Annotated in this window: 17 protein-coding genes; 5 read left to right on the top strand and 12 right to left on the bottom strand. The window is 46.8% G+C overall.

From position 1 onward, the window contains the following. Positions 1-44: 44 nt before the first annotated feature. Genes frdD through frdA form a run of 4 tightly spaced genes read right to left on the bottom strand, consistent with a single transcriptional unit; the run spans position 45 to position 3,399 of the window. Entirely contained in the window at positions 45-422 is a 378-nt protein-coding gene (gene frdD / locus AK966_RS16205) for a fumarate reductase subunit FrdD (RefSeq protein ID WP_099080067.1), read from the bottom strand. A gap of 12 nt (positions 423-434) precedes the next feature. After that, positions 435-818 (bottom strand): fumarate reductase subunit FrdC, encoded by a 384-nt coding sequence (gene frdC / locus AK966_RS16200; protein ID WP_099080066.1) that lies wholly within the window; start codon positions 816-818, stop codon positions 435-437. A gap of 2 nt (positions 819-820) precedes the next feature. Beyond that, positions 821-1,579, bottom strand: a complete 759-nt coding sequence (locus tag AK966_RS16195; RefSeq protein ID WP_099080065.1) for a succinate dehydrogenase/fumarate reductase iron-sulfur subunit — start codon at positions 1,577-1,579, stop codon at positions 821-823. Then, on the bottom strand, positions 1,579-3,399 hold the full coding sequence (gene frdA / locus AK966_RS16190; RefSeq protein WP_099080064.1) for a fumarate reductase (quinol) flavoprotein subunit: 1,821 nt from the start codon (positions 3,397-3,399) through the stop codon (positions 1,579-1,581). The genes AK966_RS16195 and frdA overlap by 1 nt, the downstream gene beginning before the upstream one ends. 450 nt (positions 3,400-3,849) lie before the next feature. Here frdA and epmA point away from each other — a divergent pair, with 450 nt between their 5' ends. The 4 genes from epmA to AK966_RS16170 all read left to right on the top strand — a co-directional run bounded on the left by epmA (position 3,850) and on the right by AK966_RS16170 (position 6,995). Next, entirely contained in the window at positions 3,850-4,821 is a 972-nt protein-coding gene (gene epmA, locus AK966_RS16185; RefSeq protein ID WP_099080063.1) for an elongation factor P--(R)-beta-lysine ligase, read from the top strand. An 8-nt stretch (positions 4,822-4,829) separates the two neighbouring features. Next, on the top strand, positions 4,830-5,204 hold the full coding sequence (locus AK966_RS16180; RefSeq protein WP_099080062.1) for a VanZ family protein: 375 nt from the start codon (positions 4,830-4,832) through the stop codon (positions 5,202-5,204). A 21-nt stretch (positions 5,205-5,225) separates the two neighbouring features. Next, positions 5,226-5,861, top strand: a complete 636-nt coding sequence (locus AK966_RS16175; RefSeq protein WP_099080061.1) for a TetR/AcrR family transcriptional regulator — start codon at positions 5,226-5,228, stop codon at positions 5,859-5,861. 177 nt (positions 5,862-6,038) lie between these two features. Next, positions 6,039-6,995 carry an acetyltransferase gene (locus AK966_RS16170; RefSeq protein ID WP_099080060.1) on the top strand — a complete coding sequence of 319 codons (957 nt, stop codon included), beginning with the start codon at positions 6,039-6,041 and terminating at the stop codon, positions 6,993-6,995. A 102-nt stretch (positions 6,996-7,097) separates the two neighbouring features. Here the strand turns inward: AK966_RS16170 and AK966_RS16165 are convergent, their stop codons facing one another. From AK966_RS16165 to AK966_RS16145, 5 genes are all read right to left on the bottom strand, one after another. After that, complete coding sequence (locus tag AK966_RS16165; protein WP_182852740.1) at positions 7,098-8,246, bottom strand: murein hydrolase activator EnvC; 1,149 nt, start codon at positions 8,244-8,246, stop codon at positions 7,098-7,100. Positions 8,247-8,272: 26 nt separating this feature from the next. After that, on the bottom strand, positions 8,273-9,094 hold the full coding sequence (cysE, locus tag AK966_RS16160) for a serine O-acetyltransferase (RefSeq protein ID WP_119464544.1): 822 nt from the start codon (positions 9,092-9,094) through the stop codon (positions 8,273-8,275). 78 nt (positions 9,095-9,172) lie between these two features. Then, positions 9,173-10,210: an NAD(P)H-dependent glycerol-3-phosphate dehydrogenase gene (gene gpsA, locus AK966_RS16155; RefSeq protein WP_099080058.1), complete on the bottom strand. Its 1,038-nt coding sequence runs from the start codon at positions 10,208-10,210 to the stop codon at positions 9,173-9,175. Positions 10,211-10,408: 198 nt separating this feature from the next. Beyond that, positions 10,409-10,879, bottom strand: a complete 471-nt coding sequence (secB, locus tag AK966_RS16150) for a protein-export chaperone SecB (RefSeq protein WP_099080057.1) — start codon at positions 10,877-10,879, stop codon at positions 10,409-10,411. A gap of 201 nt (positions 10,880-11,080) precedes the next feature. Then, positions 11,081-11,515 carry a rhodanese-like domain-containing protein gene (locus tag AK966_RS16145; RefSeq protein WP_099080056.1) on the bottom strand — a complete coding sequence of 145 codons (435 nt, stop codon included), beginning with the start codon at positions 11,513-11,515 and terminating at the stop codon, positions 11,081-11,083. A gap of 488 nt (positions 11,516-12,003) precedes the next feature. Between AK966_RS16145 and gpmM the strand changes: the two genes are divergently transcribed. After that, positions 12,004-13,536, top strand: coding sequence for a 2,3-bisphosphoglycerate-independent phosphoglycerate mutase (gene gpmM / locus AK966_RS16140; RefSeq protein WP_119464543.1), 1,533 nt, complete (start codon positions 12,004-12,006; stop codon positions 13,534-13,536). Positions 13,537-13,627: 91 nt separating this feature from the next. Here the strand turns inward: gpmM and AK966_RS16135 are convergent, their stop codons facing one another. The 3 genes from AK966_RS16135 to AK966_RS16125 all read right to left on the bottom strand — a co-directional run bounded on the left by AK966_RS16135 (position 13,628) and on the right by AK966_RS16125 (position 18,211). Continuing rightward, positions 13,628-14,515 carry a DMT family transporter gene (locus tag AK966_RS16135; protein ID WP_119464542.1) on the bottom strand — a complete coding sequence of 296 codons (888 nt, stop codon included), beginning with the start codon at positions 14,513-14,515 and terminating at the stop codon, positions 13,628-13,630. A 122-nt stretch (positions 14,516-14,637) separates the two neighbouring features. After that, entirely contained in the window at positions 14,638-16,518 is a 1,881-nt protein-coding gene (locus AK966_RS16130; RefSeq protein WP_099080054.1) for a methyl-accepting chemotaxis protein, read from the bottom strand. A 277-nt stretch (positions 16,519-16,795) separates the two neighbouring features. Then, on the bottom strand, positions 16,796-18,211 hold the full coding sequence (locus AK966_RS16125) for a DASS family sodium-coupled anion symporter (RefSeq protein WP_099080053.1): 1,416 nt from the start codon (positions 18,209-18,211) through the stop codon (positions 16,796-16,798). Between the last annotated feature and the right edge of the window lie 75 nt (positions 18,212-18,286).

Here is an 18,286-nt window from a genome sequence, read left to right as displayed (position 1 = left end):
AAAAAGCTGGCTTAGAGCCAGCTTCTTTATTTTTATGCCATCTTTTAAATCATAAAGACAAAGATAACGGCGAGTGCAGAGATAAGACCAGCAAACGCGTAACATGCGATTTTACCTACCACACCGGTGTGGAATTTAAGGTCGTGCATGCCGTGGTGTAGACGGTGCATTGCATGCCACATTGGCAGTGCTAGCGTACCGATGATGAACAGTGCGCCAATGATGCTGGTTGCGAACTCAGACACGCGATCAAAGCTCATAGCTTCTGCATCAATGATGCCTAGTGGAACTAGGATACCCAGTACCAGTACCGTGATTGGTGTGATCATCGCAAACCAAGTACCACCGGCACCAAATAGACCCCACCAGATTGGCTCATCAGAACGTTTCGGCGCTGTATTAACACTATAATTCGGTTTCATTACTCAAGCTCCTTACACCACGATGAGAACGATCAGTGAGATGAACGCCACTGCTGCCCACTGAGTCAGAACGATGATTTTCTTATCCACTGGTTTGCCTTTCAAACGAATAGGCATTACCTGTGGCATCATGCTGAAGAACGTTTGTGCGTGGAATAGGCTACCTAATAGTGCAACGATGTTGATCGCGATTACGATAGGGTTTGCCATGAACGCCAACCAAGCTTGCCAAGCTTCAGGGCCTTTCACTAGTGAACCTAGACCGAAAGTCAGGAAAATAGTGAATAGGATCAAAGGAAGCACTGTCGCTTCACGTAGCATGTAGAAGCGGTAGAAAGGATGATCTTTCCACCAAGTGCGTTTTACTTCACGAACGTAAGGTTTACGGTTGCTCATCCTTATGCCTCCACTTTTTTCGGTGAACCATCAGGTTTCAACATCGCAATCACGAAGTCCATAGAAGACTCCACTTTGCCTTGGTTTACTGCCGCTGCAGGATCCACGTTCTTCGGACAAACTTCAGAACAGTAACCTACAAACGTACAACCCCAAGCGCCGTTTTCACCGTTGATCAGCTTCATACGCTCATCTTTACCGTTGTCACGGCTGTCTAGGTTGTAACGGTGTGCCAGAGTCAGTGCTGCAGGGCCGATGAACTCTGGGTTCAAGCCGAACTGAGGACATGCTGCGTAGCACAGACCACAGTTGATACAGCCAGCAAACTGCTTATACTTCGCCATTTGCTCAGGCGTTTGCAAGTTCGTGCCGTCTTCTGGTTTGCGGTCGTTACCAATGATGTATGGTTTTATGGCTTCTAGGCGCTCGATGAATGGCGTCATGTCGACAATCAAATCTTTCTCGATTGGGAAGTTCGCAAGTGGCTCGATAGTCACGCCATTTGGGTAGTCACGTAGGAAGCTCTTACAAGCAAGCTTAGGTACGTTGTTTACCATGATGCCGCAAGAACCACAGATCGCCATACGACAAGACCAACGGTAAGACAGGTTTTTATCTAAGTGGTCTTTGATGTAGCCAAGCGCATCAAGCACAGACAGGGTTTCATCAAATGGCACTTCGTAGGTTTGAGTGTATGGTTCTGCGTCTTTTTCTGGGTCGTAACGCAGAACGTTCACTTTTTGAATGCGGTTTGCTGACATTATGCTTGCTCCTCTGCGTTCTTCGCTTCTGCTTCAGCGGCTTTTTCAGCTGCTGCCGCTTTCTCTGCCGCTTCACCGTATAGACGTGCTTTTGGTTGAGACTTAGTGATCTTCACGCCGCTGTAGTCGATAGTTGGTGCTGCGTCTGCTCGGAAGAAAGCAAGCGAGTGCTTCAAGAAGTTCTCATCGTCACGCTCTGTGCAACCGTCATCTAGACGCTGGTGTGCTCCGCGAGATTCTTTACGTAGGATTGCAGAGTGGACCATCGCTTCAGCAACCTCTAGGCCGTAGCCTACTTCAATTGCGTATAGAAGGTCAGTGTTGAATACTTTGCCTTTATCTTTGATGCTGATTTTCTTGTAACGCTCTTTCAGCTCGGTGATTTTCTCGATGGTTGCTTGCATCAAATCTTCTTGACGGTAGATACCACAGCCCGCTTCCATGGTGTGACCCATTTCAGTGCGGATATCCGCCCAGTTTTCATCGCCATCTTGGTTCATCAGTGCTTCGATGCGAGCTTCAACCGCTTTCACTTGAACCGTGATTGACTCTTCGTTCCAGCCTTTGAATTCCGCTGCGCGTTTCACCGCTTGTTCACCAGCAACGCGGCCAAATACCACGAATTCAGCCAGTGAGTTAGAACCTAGACGGTTTGCTCCGTGAAGACCAACAGACGCACATTCACCAACCGCGAACAGACCTTTGATGCGAGTTTCACATTCGCCGTTCGTTTCAATACCACCCATGGTGTAGTGAACCGTTGGACGAATTGGAATTGGCTCTTTTGCAGGATCAACGTTCACGTAAGCTTTCGCTAGCTCGCAGATGAACGGTAGACGCTCTTGTAGGTACTCTTCACCTAGGTGGCGAAGATCTAGATGCACCACGTCACCAAGAGGGTGTTTGATGGTGTTGCCTTTCTGTTGCTCGTGCCAGAAAGCTTGAGAAACTTTGTCACGTGGACCCAGTTCCATGTATTTGTTTTTCGGCTCGCCCACTGGAGTCTCTGGGCCCATACCGTAATCTTGCAGGTAACGGTAGCCATTTTTGTTGACGATGATACCGCCTTCACCACGACAACCTTCGGTCATTAGAATACCTGTGCCTGGAAGACCGGTTGGGTGGTACTGAACGAATTCCATATCACGTAGAGGAACGCCGTGACGGTAAGCCATTGCCATGCCGTCGCCCGTTACGATGCCACCGTTGGTGTTACAGTGGTAAACGCGTCCGGCGCCACCTGTTGCTAGCACGACAGATTTCGCCTTGATGGTAACCAATTCACCTTCAGACATGTGGATGGCAATCAGACCTTGGGCTTCACCTTCATCAACAAGCAAGTCGACAACAAAGTATTCATCGAAACGTTTGATGTTGTCGTACTTCATCGACGTCTGGAATAGTGTGTGAAGCATGTGGAAGCCAGTTTTATCTGCAGCGAACCAAGTACGTTCAACCTTCATACCACCAAAGCGGCGTACGTTGACTTCACCGTTCTCTTTACGACTCCATGGGCAACCCCATTGCTCCATCTGGATCATTTCGCGAGTCGCGTTCTCTACAAAGTATTCAACAACGTCCTGTTCACATAGCCAGTCACCACCACCAACCGTATCGTTGAAGTGGTTGTCTAAGCTATCTTCATCCTTGATAACTGCGGCTGAACCACCTTCTGCTGCAACCGTGTGGGAGCGCATTGGGTAAACTTTAGAAATAAGTGCTACTTCTAAGTCTGGGTTTGCTTCAGCTGCTGCAATAGCAGTACGAAGACCAGCGCCGCCTGCGCCGATGACTGCGATATCTGTGGTGATAATTTGCACAGTTATCCTCCAGTGTGTGATTGCGGAAATCCGCTTGTTATTGTGAGTGAGAGGGGGCCTGATTTGGGCTATCCCTCAAAAGTATTATGGTTAGTGTAGGGGAGGCCTTTGGCAGAAAAATTGATGTATTTGGTTTTTTTCTCCGGTAATGCACATGAGAGCATAGAAATTTAAGGTTATGTGACTGCTATCACGACCTGAATCCCATGGTATATAAAGGTCAATCTCACCAATGTTACCTGACTGTTGCGTAACATAACCCTCGTTGATAATAGGATTACTAACGGTGTTTTTTTGCGCTGTAATACGAATAACTCTGGCTTCAGAATAAATTGCCTGTTATTTGGTTTTTTCAGGGATGAGAACAAGCGTAATCCCTCTTCTCTGGACTAGGAAAAACATGCAAAAATTGCTACTTTCCTCTATTCCCCAATATTTAAGAATCTTGTAATGCAAACGACCTGGCAACCTACCGCTTCTATAGAGCAACTCCGTCAACGTGCGGCGTTGATTATGGCTATTCGTCAATTTTTTGCCGAGCGAGAGGTGATGGAAGTCGACACGCCAGCCATGAGCCATGCGACCGTGACCGACATTCATTTGCATACCTTTCAGACCGAGTTTGTTGGGCCTGGCTATGCGGATGGTAGTAAACTGTTCTTTATGACCAGTCCAGAGTTCCATATGAAGCGTTTGCTCGCAGCGGGCAGTGGCTGTATCTACCAAATCAACAAAGCTTTTCGTAACGAAGAGAATGGCCGTTACCATAACCCTGAGTTCACCATGCTAGAGTGGTACCGCATTGGTTTTGACCACCATAAATTGATGGACGAGATAAACGATCTTCTGCAACGGGTACTGAAGTGTGGCGCAGCAGAGCGCATGACTTACCAACAAGCCTTTATTGATGTACTGGGTGTGTGCCCATTAGAAGGCTCGATGCAAGAGCTAAAAGCGGTTGCAGCTAAGCTGGGGCTGAGTGACATTGCAGAACCTGAAGAAGATCGCGATACTTTGTTGCAACTGCTGTTTAGTATTGGTGTCGAAGCTAAGATTGGTCAACAAGTGCCGGCTTTTGTTTATGACTTCCCGGCATCACAGGCGGCGCTGGCAAAAATCAATCTACAAGATCATCGTGTTGCCGATCGTTTTGAGGTCTACTTTAAAGGGATTGAGTTGGCGAATGGCTTTCATGAATTGGATAACCCAAAAGAGCAACTGGCGCGTTTTGAACAAGACAATGCCAAACGTCTTGAAATGGGGTTAAAACCACAGCCGATCGATTACCACCTGATTGGTGCATTAGAAGCGGGATTACCCGATTGTGCCGGTGTGGCGCTTGGTGTGGATCGTCTGATTATGCTTGCTCTCGGGTGTGACCATATTGACCAAGTCACCGCTTTTCCATTCCCAATCGCATAGGAACTACCATGAACCTGGCCGCAGCCCGTATTATTCTATTGAGTTTTGGCTCATTGATCGCTTACTTGTCCTTGAGCTCTGGCGATTTGCAAGATTGGGGCAATATTGCTTACTTAGATAAGGTGCAGCATGCCATGGCCTACAGTGGTTTTGCTTTCTTAGGCTGTTTTTGTGTATCACAGTGGCGTCTGCGTTGGGCCATTGCGATGGGCATATTACTATTTAGCGGTGTGATTGAAATCCTACAGGGGTATGTAGGCAGACAACCCTCTTGGTATGACTTAATTGCTAACGCCAGCGGCATTCTCACTGGTCTGCTATGTTACCGTATTGGGAGCCTCTATCGACCTAGATTGGTGAAGTCGCTATACTCGATTCGATAATCAAGAGGGAATACGATAACAATGAAAACGCGTGACAAGATCGTCTATGCGGCACTGGAGTTGTTCAATCAACACGGTGAGCGCAACATCACCACTAACCATATTGCTGATTATATTGAAATCAGCCCTGGCAATTTGTATTACCATTTCCGCAATAAGCAAGAAATTGTACGAGAGATCTTTGGGCTATACTCTGCAGAGTTGCTAGAGAGATTCACGCCAATTCAGGGCTCGCAGGAGAGTCTGGCCATGCTGAAAAGTTACCTCGACTCGATCTTCACTTTGATGTGGAAATACCGCTTTTTCTACGCGAATTTGCCAGAAATCCTATCGCGAGATGATAGGCTCCATGATCAATACATTGATGTTCAAGAAAAACTGCAAGCGAATTTGATTGCGATTATGCAAGAGTTTGTATCACTGAACTTGCTGAATGTCGATCAACAACAGCTAAAGTCATTGGTATGCTCGCTGCATTTGATTGCTTGCAGTTGGTTGGCTTACCAATCGGCGATGTCACCAAAGACTGAAATTACCGAGCAAATGGTGAAGCAAGGCATGCTACAAATGCTAAATGTTGTGAAACCAGTTGCCACAGAGCAAGGCATGGAGCAGTTACTGCTGCTTGAAGAAGCGTTAAGTACTCTCCATTGTTAATGCGTCTTCCCTCCTTGTTGAACGTAAAAAAGAGCCCGGACTTGCTCTCGATATTTTGAGCGCTGTTCTCATTTCTGAGTCCCCCTTGAGTTGACTTGCAGCGCACACTACGAACAATGATGTCTATTCAGCGTCATCAGTTTGGGCGTGACTTTTCGATAAAGGATCTATCGCATAATGAATTACGACATTTTTAATGGTGATGCGGACGGTATTATTGCTCTCCTACAATGGCGTTTCGCCGACCCTCTTGATGCGGTGTTGATCACTGGCGTAAAGCGCGATATCAAGCTGTTGGAAAAGGTTGAAGTGAAAGTAGGCGATGAGTTGGTGGTGTTGGACATTTCAATGGAAAAGAACATGGTAGGTTTAGAGCAAGCTTTGGCTCAAGGCGTGCATGTGTTTTACGCTGATCATCATAAAGCGGGTGAGATTCCTCAACACGGTAATTTAGACGCGCACATCGACCTTGATGCCAACATGTGTACCGCTTTGATTGTCGATCAGTTGCTGGAAGGGCGTTTCCACACTTGGGCGATCACTGCTGCTTATGGCGATAACTTGATTGCTAAAGCAGATGCGCTGGCAGATAAAGCGGGACTCAGTGAAGAGCAAAAAGCGCAGTTAAAAGAACTTGGTACATTGATTAACTACAACGGCTACGGTGCTAAAGTCGATGACCTTCATTTCCACCCCGCTGATTTGTACCAAGCGTTAAAGCAATACGTTTCACCATTCGATGCGATTGCAGATAAAGCCTCACCTTACTACCAATTGCAATCGGCTTATCAGCAAGACATGGATGCGACACTAGCCGTTCCTGCAACTCATGAAAGTGCTAAGCTCAAGCTGTTTGAACTGCCAAACAATGCGGCATCACGCCGAATCAGTGGTGTTTATGGCAACTGGCTTGCAAACCAAAATCCAGACTCTGCGCATGCGGTGTTAACTGAAAATGCCGATGGCACTTATACGGTTTCTCTTCGTGCCCCGCTGAATAACAAGCAAGGCGCAGTGGCTGTGTGCGGGCAATTCCCAACTGGTGGCGGTCGAGAAGCCGCCGCGGGCATCAATGCGTTAAGCAAAGACAATGTGAGCGCCTTTATTGATGCGGTCGAGGCCTACTACGCATAACATTTTCCAGAATATGAATACAACAAAGGAGCCGAATGGCTCCTTTGTTTTTTTGTTATGTAATGTAATGGCGCTGTTTAGAACTGCGATTATAAACGGCAGCTATAAACGCTTTAACCAAGACTTTGGGTTTTGCGCTTCGCTGTTACGGCGAATCTCGAAGTAGAGTGAGGCGCGGTCTTGACCACCGGTATCCCCCGCTAGGGCAATAACTTCACCTGCGGTTACCTTATCGCCTTCTTTCTTGGTCAAGGCTTGGTTGTAGCCGTAAAGTGTCATGTCGCCTTTACCGTGGTCGATCAGTACTACTAAGCCATAGCCACGTAAGTATTCGGCAAATACCACGGTGCCCGGGTAAACCGCTTTAACTTGTTGGCCGTAGCTGGCGGACAATACCATACCTTTCCAGTTAACTTGACCGGTTTGTTTGGTGCCGAAGTTATGCAGCACGTGGCCTTTCAGTGGCCATGGCAGTTTGCCGCGTTGTTTCGCGATACCGTCCATAGGTACGGCATTACGTTTCGCGGCTTTGGCAATCTCAGCTTTTAGACGGGTTTCGTTGCGTTGTAATTCGGCTAGGTAACGCTTGTCATCTTTGATGCTCTTTTGAATCTTGTTCAGCGTCCCTTTACGTTGCGACTGTGTACTTGCCAAAGATGAACGCTTTTCCGATTGCTGTTTGAGCAAGGTTTCAATTTGTGCTTTTTCGAGATCAAGTTGATTCTTGTTGTGCGCCAACTCTTGGGTAGTTTGGGTGATCGCTTCGATCACTTTTGCACGCGCTTTAGCAAGGTGCTGGAAGTATTGGCTGATGCGGTCTTCCTCTACGCCTTCATTAAGAAGGTGTCCATTGGCCTTGGCTCGCTCGGTCACATAGTAGGTTTGCAGCAACTGCTTCAGCTCTTCTTCTTGCGTCTGACGCTGAGCTTCTTGCAGAGCAATCTTCTCTTCCAACTTATTGATGTATTGATCCGCTTGCGCCAAGTCAGTTTTGGTCTGCTTGATCTCGTGCTCTAATTTAGAGATACCGAGTTCTTGGTTTTTCAGCGATTTTTGCAGATCATTAAGTTGTTTTTCTTGAGAAGTCAGCGATTTTTTCTGGCGATTGATTTCGCTAGATACGCCTTTGAGCTCTTGCTGACTGGCAGCCGAAGAGGTGAGGGGATATGTGGCAGATAAAGCACAAGTTAATAACATAGCCGAGCGTAGCACTGGGTGATTTTGTTTTCGCACTTGAGGGTTACCTACCACATTATTGCCAAAGGATCAGATGACGATTAAATACCATCCCCGTGGATAAAGCTTTGCGATTTGCCATTAAAGCCTTGATCCATATCGAGAGAAGGTTTGTCCGTTTTCGGACGACCAACGACTTTTGCAGGCACACCAGCCACGGTTGTGTGCGGCGGCACTGCTTGCAATACCACGGAGCAAGAGCCAATTTTTGCGCCTTCGCCTACTTCGATGTTGCCAAGAATCTTTGCTCCTGCGCCGATCATTACGCCTTCACGAATTTTCGGGTGGCGGTCTCCGCATTCTTTACCGGTACCACCAAGAGTGACATCTTGCAGAATCGATACGTCGTTTTCGACAACGGCCGTTTCACCAATCACGATGCCGGTCGCATGATCTAGCATGATACCACTACCAATATGCGCTGCAGGGTGAATATCGACCTGACATGCAACAGAAATCTGGTTTTGTAGGTAAGTCGCAAGCGCGTGACGGCCTTGCTTCCACAACCAGTTAGCCACTCGATAGCCTTGCAGGGCATGGTAGCCCTTTAGGTACAATAACGGCATTGAGTACATTGACACCGCTGGGTCGCGATTAACCGTGGCACAAATGTCACAAGCGGCACTGTCCGTAATTGTTGGATCAGCGGCAAAGGCTTCCTCAACGACTTCACGCACTGCCATTGCGGGCATGGATGCAGTGTTCAATTTGTTGGCCAGAATGTAGCTCAGTGCAGCGCACAAACTTTCATGCTTGATGATGGTCGCATGATAAAAGCTCGCCAGCATCGGCTCCTGCTCTGACATCTCACGGGCTTCTGAAACAATTTTGTCCCAGACTTTTTGTTTTTCGCAGTGCTTCATTCTCAATATCCTGAGTGGTTCTTTCGTGACCCGACAACTTCTATTCTTCTCAGATGAGGTGCAAAGGCGTGTAGCGTGCTACTTTCCTTCGGCTTTTTTGTCACGAGCAAGTAAATCTTGCGCTGCCAGGCGTGCATCCTTTCCTTGATACAGAACTTGATATATTTGGTCAACAATTGGCATCTCAACGCCCATGCGCTGGGATAGCATCCAAACTTCCTTAGTGTTGCGGTAGCCTTCAACCACCTGACCGATTTCTTCTTGTGCTTTATCGACGTCTTTGCCTTGGCCTAACGCTAAACCGAAGCGGCGGTTACGAGATTGGTTATCAGTACAGGTTAGAACAAGATCACCCAAGCCAGCCATGCCCATAAAGGTTTCAGGTTGTGCACCAAGTGCGGCACCAAGGCGGCTCATTTCTGCCAGACCTCGAGTAATCAGTGCCGTACGTGCGTTGGCACCAAAGCCGATGCCATCTGACATGCCTGCGCCAATCGCGATAACGTTTTTCACCGCACCACCAAGTTGCATGCCGATGAAGTCATTATTGGCATAGACGCGGAAGGTTTTGCTGCAGTGAATCTTTTCTTGCAGATCAGCAACAAAATCCGCATCTGGAGAAGCTACCGAGATAGCCGTTGGCATGCCCATCGCCAGCTCTTTTGCAAACGTTGGGCCTGATAGTACAGCAAGCGAATAGCTTTCACCGATAATGTCGAACGCCACTTCTTTTAGCAGGCGACCCGTTTCAGGCTCAAGGCCTTTGGTTGCCCAACAGATACGAGAGTCTTCGCGCAAGAAAGGTTTGCAGCTATTTAAAACGATGCCAAAGACATGGCTCGGAACGACAACTAACAAGTCACGGCTTGCTTGAACGGCCTTTTCTAAATCCGATTCAATAATCAAGCTCTCTGGGAAATCGATTCCAGGTAGGAATTCATAGTTAGCACGGTCTGCTTCAAGGCGTGCCATGTGCTCTGGCTCATGGCCCCAAAGGATGATGTTCGCGCCGTTGCGAGCAAGAGAAATTGCTAAAGAAGTACCGTATGATCCCGCACCAATCACCGTCATTGCGATGTCTTTACCGTAAGCATTGTTGGTATTTGCTTGTGTCATGCTACCGCCTAATTATCTTTCTACTAGTAGAATCTAGTTCATAATCGCCAGATTTTACGATCTCTAGGGGCTAGGAACTAGGATCTTTCAGAAATAAAAAATGCACATTGCATCGCTAGTTGGACGCTTTGTGCATTTTCTTCAGGTATAGGACGTGAACTCATTCATTTGGAGTGCACGTCACTTACAAAGCGTGAATTACGCTTCAGCTTTAGCTTCACCTTGTTGAGCTTGCTGTTGTAGGTAGTTCATGAATAGCGCATCGAAGTTTACTGGCGCTAGGTTCAGTTGAGGGAACGTTCCTTTAACCACTAGGCTTGAGATGGTCTCACGAGCGTATGGGAATAGGATGTTAGGGCAGAATGCGCCTAGGCAGTGTGCCAGTTGACCCGCTTCCATTTTCTCAGCAGTGAAGATACCACCTTGTTGAACTTCACATAGGAATGCGGTGTCTTCTTCGTTCTTAACAGTAACCGTTAGACGTAAAATTACTTCGTAAACGCCTTCACCAAGCTCACGGCTTTGAGTGTCTAGGTCTAGTTTAACGTCTGGGTTCCACTCTTTTTGGAAGATTACTGGAGAGTTAGGCGCTTCGAAAGAAACGTCTTTTAGGAAGATGCGTTGAATTGCAAAGTTCTGTTGTGCGTCTTGTGGTGCTGCTTCAGCCATTTTTAAAATCCTTAATAAATATTTGTTGGGCCTAGAGCTATCTAAACCCAGAAAACTGGTTTGTCCTGAGACTAACTGAGCAAATCTTTATTGACTAGATGAAGTGCGTATTACGTGCAAAGCGTCACACCTTGGCGCTTCAACTGCTTTCTATTTGCTCAGTTTATATCAACGAGGCTGGCAAATTGTTTTACCGCAACCTTATTTCTTACCACGTACTAGAGGTAGGTTCGCTTCGTTCCATGCAATCAAACCATTTTTCAGTAGGTTTACGTTTTCGAAGCCTGCTTTCGCTAGTAGGTTTGCACTTTCTTGAGCGGTTTGCCCCGTTTTGCATACCACAATGATTGGGTCTGATTTACGATTTTCAAGGCTACCAACGTTACCTGCTTTGATGTCTGAAGGCAAAATGTGAAGTGCGTCGGTGATATGACCTTGTTTGAACTCATCTTTAGAGCGGATATCCACTACAACGCCGTTTTCACGGTTGATAAGGTGGGTCAATTGGTTCACGTTGATTTCTTTGTATGCTGACGTCGCCGATTTCACGATGTTCATGATGAATGCGACAAGAAGACCTACCCAAACCAAAGATAGAATCATGTTTTGTTGGAAAAATTCAATGTACTCTTGCATGTCTTGAGCTCTTACACTGTTGGCGGAAAAATAAAGCAGGAGTATAGCGGGGTTAATCGTCTTAGGCGAGAGGGTTAAAATTTTCTAACGAATAATTGAGATCTACGCGCTTCTAGTGGAACTCGCTCTAGCTTACTATTTATGCTAGTTTATTATCACTTCCTCCTATCGATTTAATCGGCGTAAATGACTTCACTTCTGGTCGAAAAAGCGCACTATTGGGTCACAAGAAAACGTTTTTCACCAAAGTATTTCGGTGGCCGCACAAAACGTCTTGAAAGTGACTATGCTTGTGGAACACGTTTGCTGACCAAGTCGGGTTACTTGCTAACTTGTAAGATAGCAACAATAAATCGCAAACATTATTTGATCTTAACCTACAGTTTTGGTTAAGAAGTGTAGTAAAATTACGCTAGTTTTGTTTCAAGGTTAGATAGAGCAGCGAAGCTCTACACCGAAAGTTACTTAAATTTGATGAGGTCATCACTATGTCTGCTAAGAAGCCACTGGCTCTAGTTATCCTTGACGGTTACGGTTACCGTGAAGACACAGCAAGTAACGCAATTGCCAATGCTAAAACACCAGTAATGGATGCACTGATTGCGAACAATCCACACACTCTAATCTCTGCGTCAGGTATGGACGTTGGTCTGCCTGATGGCCAAATGGGTAACTCAGAAGTTGGTCACACCAACATCGGTGCAGGTCGTGTTGTATACCAAGATCTAACTCGTATCACTAAGTCTATCTCTGACGGTGAGTTCGCTGAGACAGCTGCGCTAGTTGAAGCTATCGACTCTGCTGTAAAAACTGAGAAAGCAGTACACATCATGGGTCTTATGTCTCCAGGTGGTGTTCACTCTCACGAAGATCACATCTACGCAGCAGTTGAAATGGCTGCCGCTCGTGGCGCTGAGAAAATCTACCTACACTGCTTCCTAGACGGTCGTGACACACCACCACGTAGTGCAGAAAATTCACTACAACGTTTCCAAGACCTATTTGCGAAACTAGGTAAAGGTCGCGTTGCTTCTCTAGTGGGCCGTTACTACGCAATGGATCGTGACAACAACTGGGATCGCGTTCAAGTGGCTTACGATCTTCTAACTCAAGCGAAAGCTGAGTTCACTTTCGATACGGCAGTTGCGGGTCTAGAAGCGGCTTACGCTCGCGGTGAAAATGACGAGTTCGTTAAAGCAACGGCAATCAAAGTCGAAGGTCAAGAAGACGCAATCATGCAAGATGGCGATGCAGTTATCTTCATGAACTACCGTGCTGACCGTGCACGTCAAATCACACGTGCATTCGTACCTGCATTTGACGGCTTCGAGCGCGCTGTATTCCCAGCAATCAACTTCGTGATGCTGACTCAATACGCGGCTGACATCCCTCTAGCTATTGCATTCCCACCAACGTCTCTAGAAAACACGTACGGTGAGTGGCTATCTAAGCAAGGTCAAACTCAGCTACGTATCTCTGAAACAGAGAAATACGCGCACGTAACGTTCTTCTTCAACGGTGGTATTGAGAACGAATTCGAAGGTGAAGAGCGTCAACTTGTTGCTTCTCCAAAAGTAGCAACTTACGACATGCAGCCAGAAATGAGCTCTCCAGAGCTAACAGAGAAGATGGTTGCGGCTATCAAGTCTGGTAAGTTCGATACTATCATCTGTAACTACCCGAACGCAGATATGGTTGGTCACACTGGCGTTTACGAAGCGGCTGAGCAAGCTATCGAAGCACTAGACGAAAGCGTTGGTAAAGTGGTTGAAGCGATCAAAGAAGTTGGCGGTCAACTACTGATTACGGCGGACCACGGTAACGCAGAAATGATGATCGACCCTGAAACTGGCGGCATCCACACTGCTCACACTAACCTACCAGTACCTCTAATCTACGTAGGTGACAAAGCGGTTGAGTTCAAAGAAGGCGGTAAACTGTCTGACCTTGCTCCAACCATGCTTTCTCTCGCGGGTCTAGACATCCCGGCAGAAATGTCTGGTGAAGTGCTAGTTAAGTAATTAACTGAGCATTCAGAATGATAAAAGCCCGAGTTTGACTCGGGCTTTTTTGTCTCTGTGATTTTGTTTTTTGATGGTTTGTGTTGGGATGCTATTGAACCAAGATGCCAGTACCAATAACTGCCAAGACGGCACCTAACCAAGCAAATCGATTTGGGCGTTTCTTGGTATAAACCCACAGCAGCGGCAGCAACATGATAGGCGTTGTTGAAGAAAGCAGGGCCACCATGCCCACATTACCCTCACGCAGCGCGTACAGAATCAACGTCATACCAATCGCCATGGCCAGAAAGCCGTTTAATGCTGTAATGGCAAAGACTTTCCATGTGATGGTTTGCGTTGCGCGCGCTATTTTTGCGCCAATTAACCAGAGTGCACAGTGTGCGATGAAAGCACTCAACATACGAATAGTAGAGGCGGCTACAGGGTCGACACTGGTTTGCATGACAGGTTTGGCGATGATGCCACCTAGCGCCTGACACATGGCGGCGGTTAAACCCAGCCCGATGCCGATCCAAACATTACCTTTGATTGCTTCCAGCGCATTGCTGGCTTGCCCGCGTCGACCGTAGAAAATCGCCATCACTACACCGCTGAAGACTAAGGCTGCACCAATCAGCTCCATGGCTGTCATGCTTTCGCTAAACAGGAAGTAACCTAAGATGGCAGAGAACACTGCATGGCAAGAGAACAGTAAGCCGGCTTGGCGCGGTCCCATGCGATTCAAACAAGCGAAAAGCGCCGTATCGCCAATAAAAATACCAATCAAACCGGACGTCATCATTGGCGTAATGTGTTCTGCCGAGACACTTAGCCAGCCACCCGTTATCCAAGCCATGCTAGAGAGAATCACCACCGTACAGCCCATACGCCAACGGCTATAAGCAAACGCACCGAGATGCTGAGCAGGAATAACAGAAATTAAGCTAGAGATAGCCCATAGGAAAGCAGCGCACAGCGCCAGCCATTCATAACCCATGATTGCGAGACATCCTTGTAGAGCTGGGAGATACTCTAATATGCATGAATTTACAAAGTTCTAAAAGCGCCTATCAGTCCCAATAAAAAAGCAGCCCGTTGAGCTGCTTTCAGGATATGGCTTTAGACTTTAAAGCGACTGATGTTCTCACGCATGGTGTTAGCGGTATCGTACATCTGACGTGCGCTTTCGCTGCTCTTGAGTGATTGCTCGGCAATGGCGTCAGCATCGTCTTTGATACCTTGTGTATTGCGGCTAATGTCTTCGCTCACTGCACGTTGCTCTTCCGCTGCACTTGCAATTTGCATCGCCATGTCATTGATTTCCGTGATTGTGTTGGTGATGCTCGTTAGACTATCGTGCGCCTGCTGAGCATAATCAACGCTGGTATCTGCCAAACTGGTGCTGCTTTGCATGCTATGCACCGCCAGTTTAGTGTTGTTTTGCAACGTTTCAATCATGGTGCGAATTTCTTCTGTTGAACCATGCGTGCGTTGGCTAAGTACACGGACTTCATCTGCTACTACGGCAAAACCACGACCTTGCTCACCAGCTCGCGCGGCTTCAATCGCGGCGTTGAGTGCGAGTAAGTTTGTTTGCTCTGCGATACCTTGAATAGTCGACAAGATTTTGTTGATGCTTTGCGTATTGGCTTCGAGTTCAGAAATGACGTTCGCAGCATCACTCACTTGCTCTGCCAGTACCACGATCGCTTCACGGTTCTTCTGAATGACATTCTGTCCTTCAATACATGCCGATGCAGAGTGTTGTGAAGCACTTGCCGTCAGTTCTGCGTGGCTCGCAACTTCTGCCGCTGTAGCTGACATTTCGTGAATTGCTGTCGCAATTTGGTTGACATCATTTTGTTGATGTTCAACGCGCCCAACCGCCGTTGCGGATAACTCGTTTGTTTGGTTTGCTTGCTCTGAAAGCTGCTCGCTGTTTTCTACAATGTCTTTTAGCATGGCTTGCATTTGCGCTAAAAATTGATTCACGTGCGTTGCCAGTTCACCAATTTCATCCATACGTTCAATTTTAATGCGTTGAGTTAAATCCCCCTCACCTTGAGACAGTTCGGAAATAGCTTCAGATAACGTTTGAAGAGGGCTGAGTAAACGCGTGATGGTGTAAGTGCTGATCGTCGCGATAATCAAGTACATCACGATAGAAACCATCGCGGTAAAACTCATTTGTTCGGAAACCGAGGCAAATGCCATTTGTTTGTCTTGCACGATACCTAAAGACCAGTCGGTATTAGGGACTTTTGCAACGTAGATCAACTTATCGCCTTGATTTGGCCATGGAATGGTATCTAGCTTCGCATCATCCGCCAGATCCATCATTGTACTGTGAGTCAATGCAGAGTTGAGGTCTGTCAGTGGTTTTTGGCTCAAATTTTCATCTTTGTACGCAACAAGGTTGTTGTTTCCATCGACGAGAAATGCAAATCCATCGTTATCCATTTTAATATTCAACACTTCATTGATGATATCGGTAACGGTTAGATCGGCAGCCAGTACACCTTGTTTCCCTTGGTTAAAGGCTTTTGCAAAACTCACAACAACACTGCCATCAAAATCTTGATAAGGCTCAGTGATGATCAGGTTAGATTGCGACATCGCATCTTGGTACCAAGGGCGAGTGCGAGGATCATAATTGGATGGCCAAGATTCGCTCTTGTCGCCATAGATGATAGTGCCATCAGAGAACCCCGCATATACCGAGAGGAATTTACCTGCTCGTTTAGTTAATAGCATTTCTCTATCCGCATCGTCAGTGTTTGCGATCCGGTTTTCGCTGGCGAGCATCATGTCGCTGCGAATCGCAAGCCAGTCACTGATGTAATGACCTGTGGAGTAAGAAATGTTTTGGATTTCGCGGTTGAGCGTTGAGGACGTTTCTTCATGCAGTTGACTTATTGACACCCAAGCTTGAACACCACTAACAATGGCGATAATGATCGCAATCGCAATCTGTATTTTTAATTTTATTGTGTTTCTCATTGTCCTACCTTCATAAAACAGACAAGAAGTTTAATGTCACTATCAGTGACTCCAAGTGGTATGAGACGATTCAAGTACGAATACTGACATGAAAGGCTGTAAGTTATATATCGACACTCATTCGATATACTTGAGGTGATTAGTGCAAATAACGCTCAAAAATTTGTTGAATGAATATGGGAGCAGAATCTGGAGAGAATTAGTTTATAGATCAGATGGTAAAGAATTTCGTTGGAGAACCACTGAGGTGCTTGTCCACACCTCAGTGATCCGCCATCTAGAATAGTATGAGAACGGCACCGTAAACAATAAACAAACCAATTAAGCCGATAATTAAGCCGACCTTGGCCATGTCTTTACTTTCGATTAATCCAGTTGAGTAAGCCAGAGAGTTTGGTGGGGTAGAGACTGGTAAGATCATCCCTAGTGATGCGGAGAACGCGACGACAACGAGTAACCCTTGCAAACCTCCAATAGCGACAAGACTAGGCATCGAAGCACCAATGGCTGCTGCGATAGGCATCAATAAGTTCGCGGTTGCGGTATTGGACATAAAGTTCGCCATTAACCAACACACAACCGATAGGGCAACCACGACCGAAAATGGAGAAAGGGACTCGTAATCAATCGCATGAGCAAGGGCTTCCGCTAAACCGGTTTTATCCAGCGCAATACCAATCGCGATACCCCCGGCAACCAGCCATAGCACATCCCAGTTAATGAGCTTGAGTTCTTCTTTGCCCATGATGCCCGTTAGAGTAAAAACCGCGAGCGGAATGATCGCCACCACATACGTGTTCATGCCGTGTACCTTGGTTGTCATCCACAGCAGGATCGTCATCGCGAAGGTGATGTAAACCACAATCGCGCGCCAACTCTTTTCAAATTTACCATTCAAACGAAGTTTCATTTCTGGCTCATTAGAAGGAAAGAACTTTTGCAGCAAGAACCAAGCGATAGTCAACTGTACCATTACGAACGGTAAACCCATCATCATCCAAGATAGGAAGTCGATGCTGTTTTCTTCCGTTAAGTACTGCAGGGCAATTGCGTTAGGCGGCGTACCTATTGGGGTTGCGATCCCCCCCGTATTAGCAGCAATTGGAATACACAATACGAGGGCTTTAATGCCTAAGTCACCTTTTGGTGCTGACGCTACAATAGGGCCAAGGAGCGCCAACATCATGACCGTAGTTGCCGTATTCGACATAAACATGGAGAACACCGCGGTGATCAGCATTAAACCCAACATGATGAACTTTGGCTGAGTACCAAACGGTTTGAGTAGAACGCGGGCGAGATTGTTGTCGAGTTCGTATTTAGAAGCGGCAATCGCAAGAGCAAAGCCGCCCATGAAGAGAATGATGATAGGGGAGGAAAAAGCAGAGAAGATGTCTGTATAAGCAATCAACTCACCTAAATCGTGCCCCGCTGGTGGGTTACGAAATAGGTGTAAACCTTTGTCCGATATCATGATCAATTCAAGTGCGATAATCAGAATCGAAGTAGCGAAAACGGGGACGGGCTCAAGTACCCACAGCAGTGCAGCAAGAAGAAATATAGCCAGAAGACGATGTTGGATTAAGGTGAGATCGTCAATTGGAATCATATCGTTCGGCATCATCAAGACGCCCAGTGGAACTAATAAGCACACCAGTAATTTGCCCAGTGTGCCCGCACTCATCTTCGGCATCGATTGCCCCTTACACAATTCATTCCTGATGTTAGATTAAACGATTGTGTTTTTAGGGACTTAGAGATGGGTATG

It is taken from the genome of Vibrio sp. PID23_8, from assembly GCF_003584965.1.
GTDB lineage: Bacteria > Pseudomonadota > Gammaproteobacteria > Enterobacterales > Vibrionaceae > Vibrio.
Note: the sequence above shows the minus strand (reverse complement) of the source record. Positions and strands in the feature narration are given on the sequence as shown.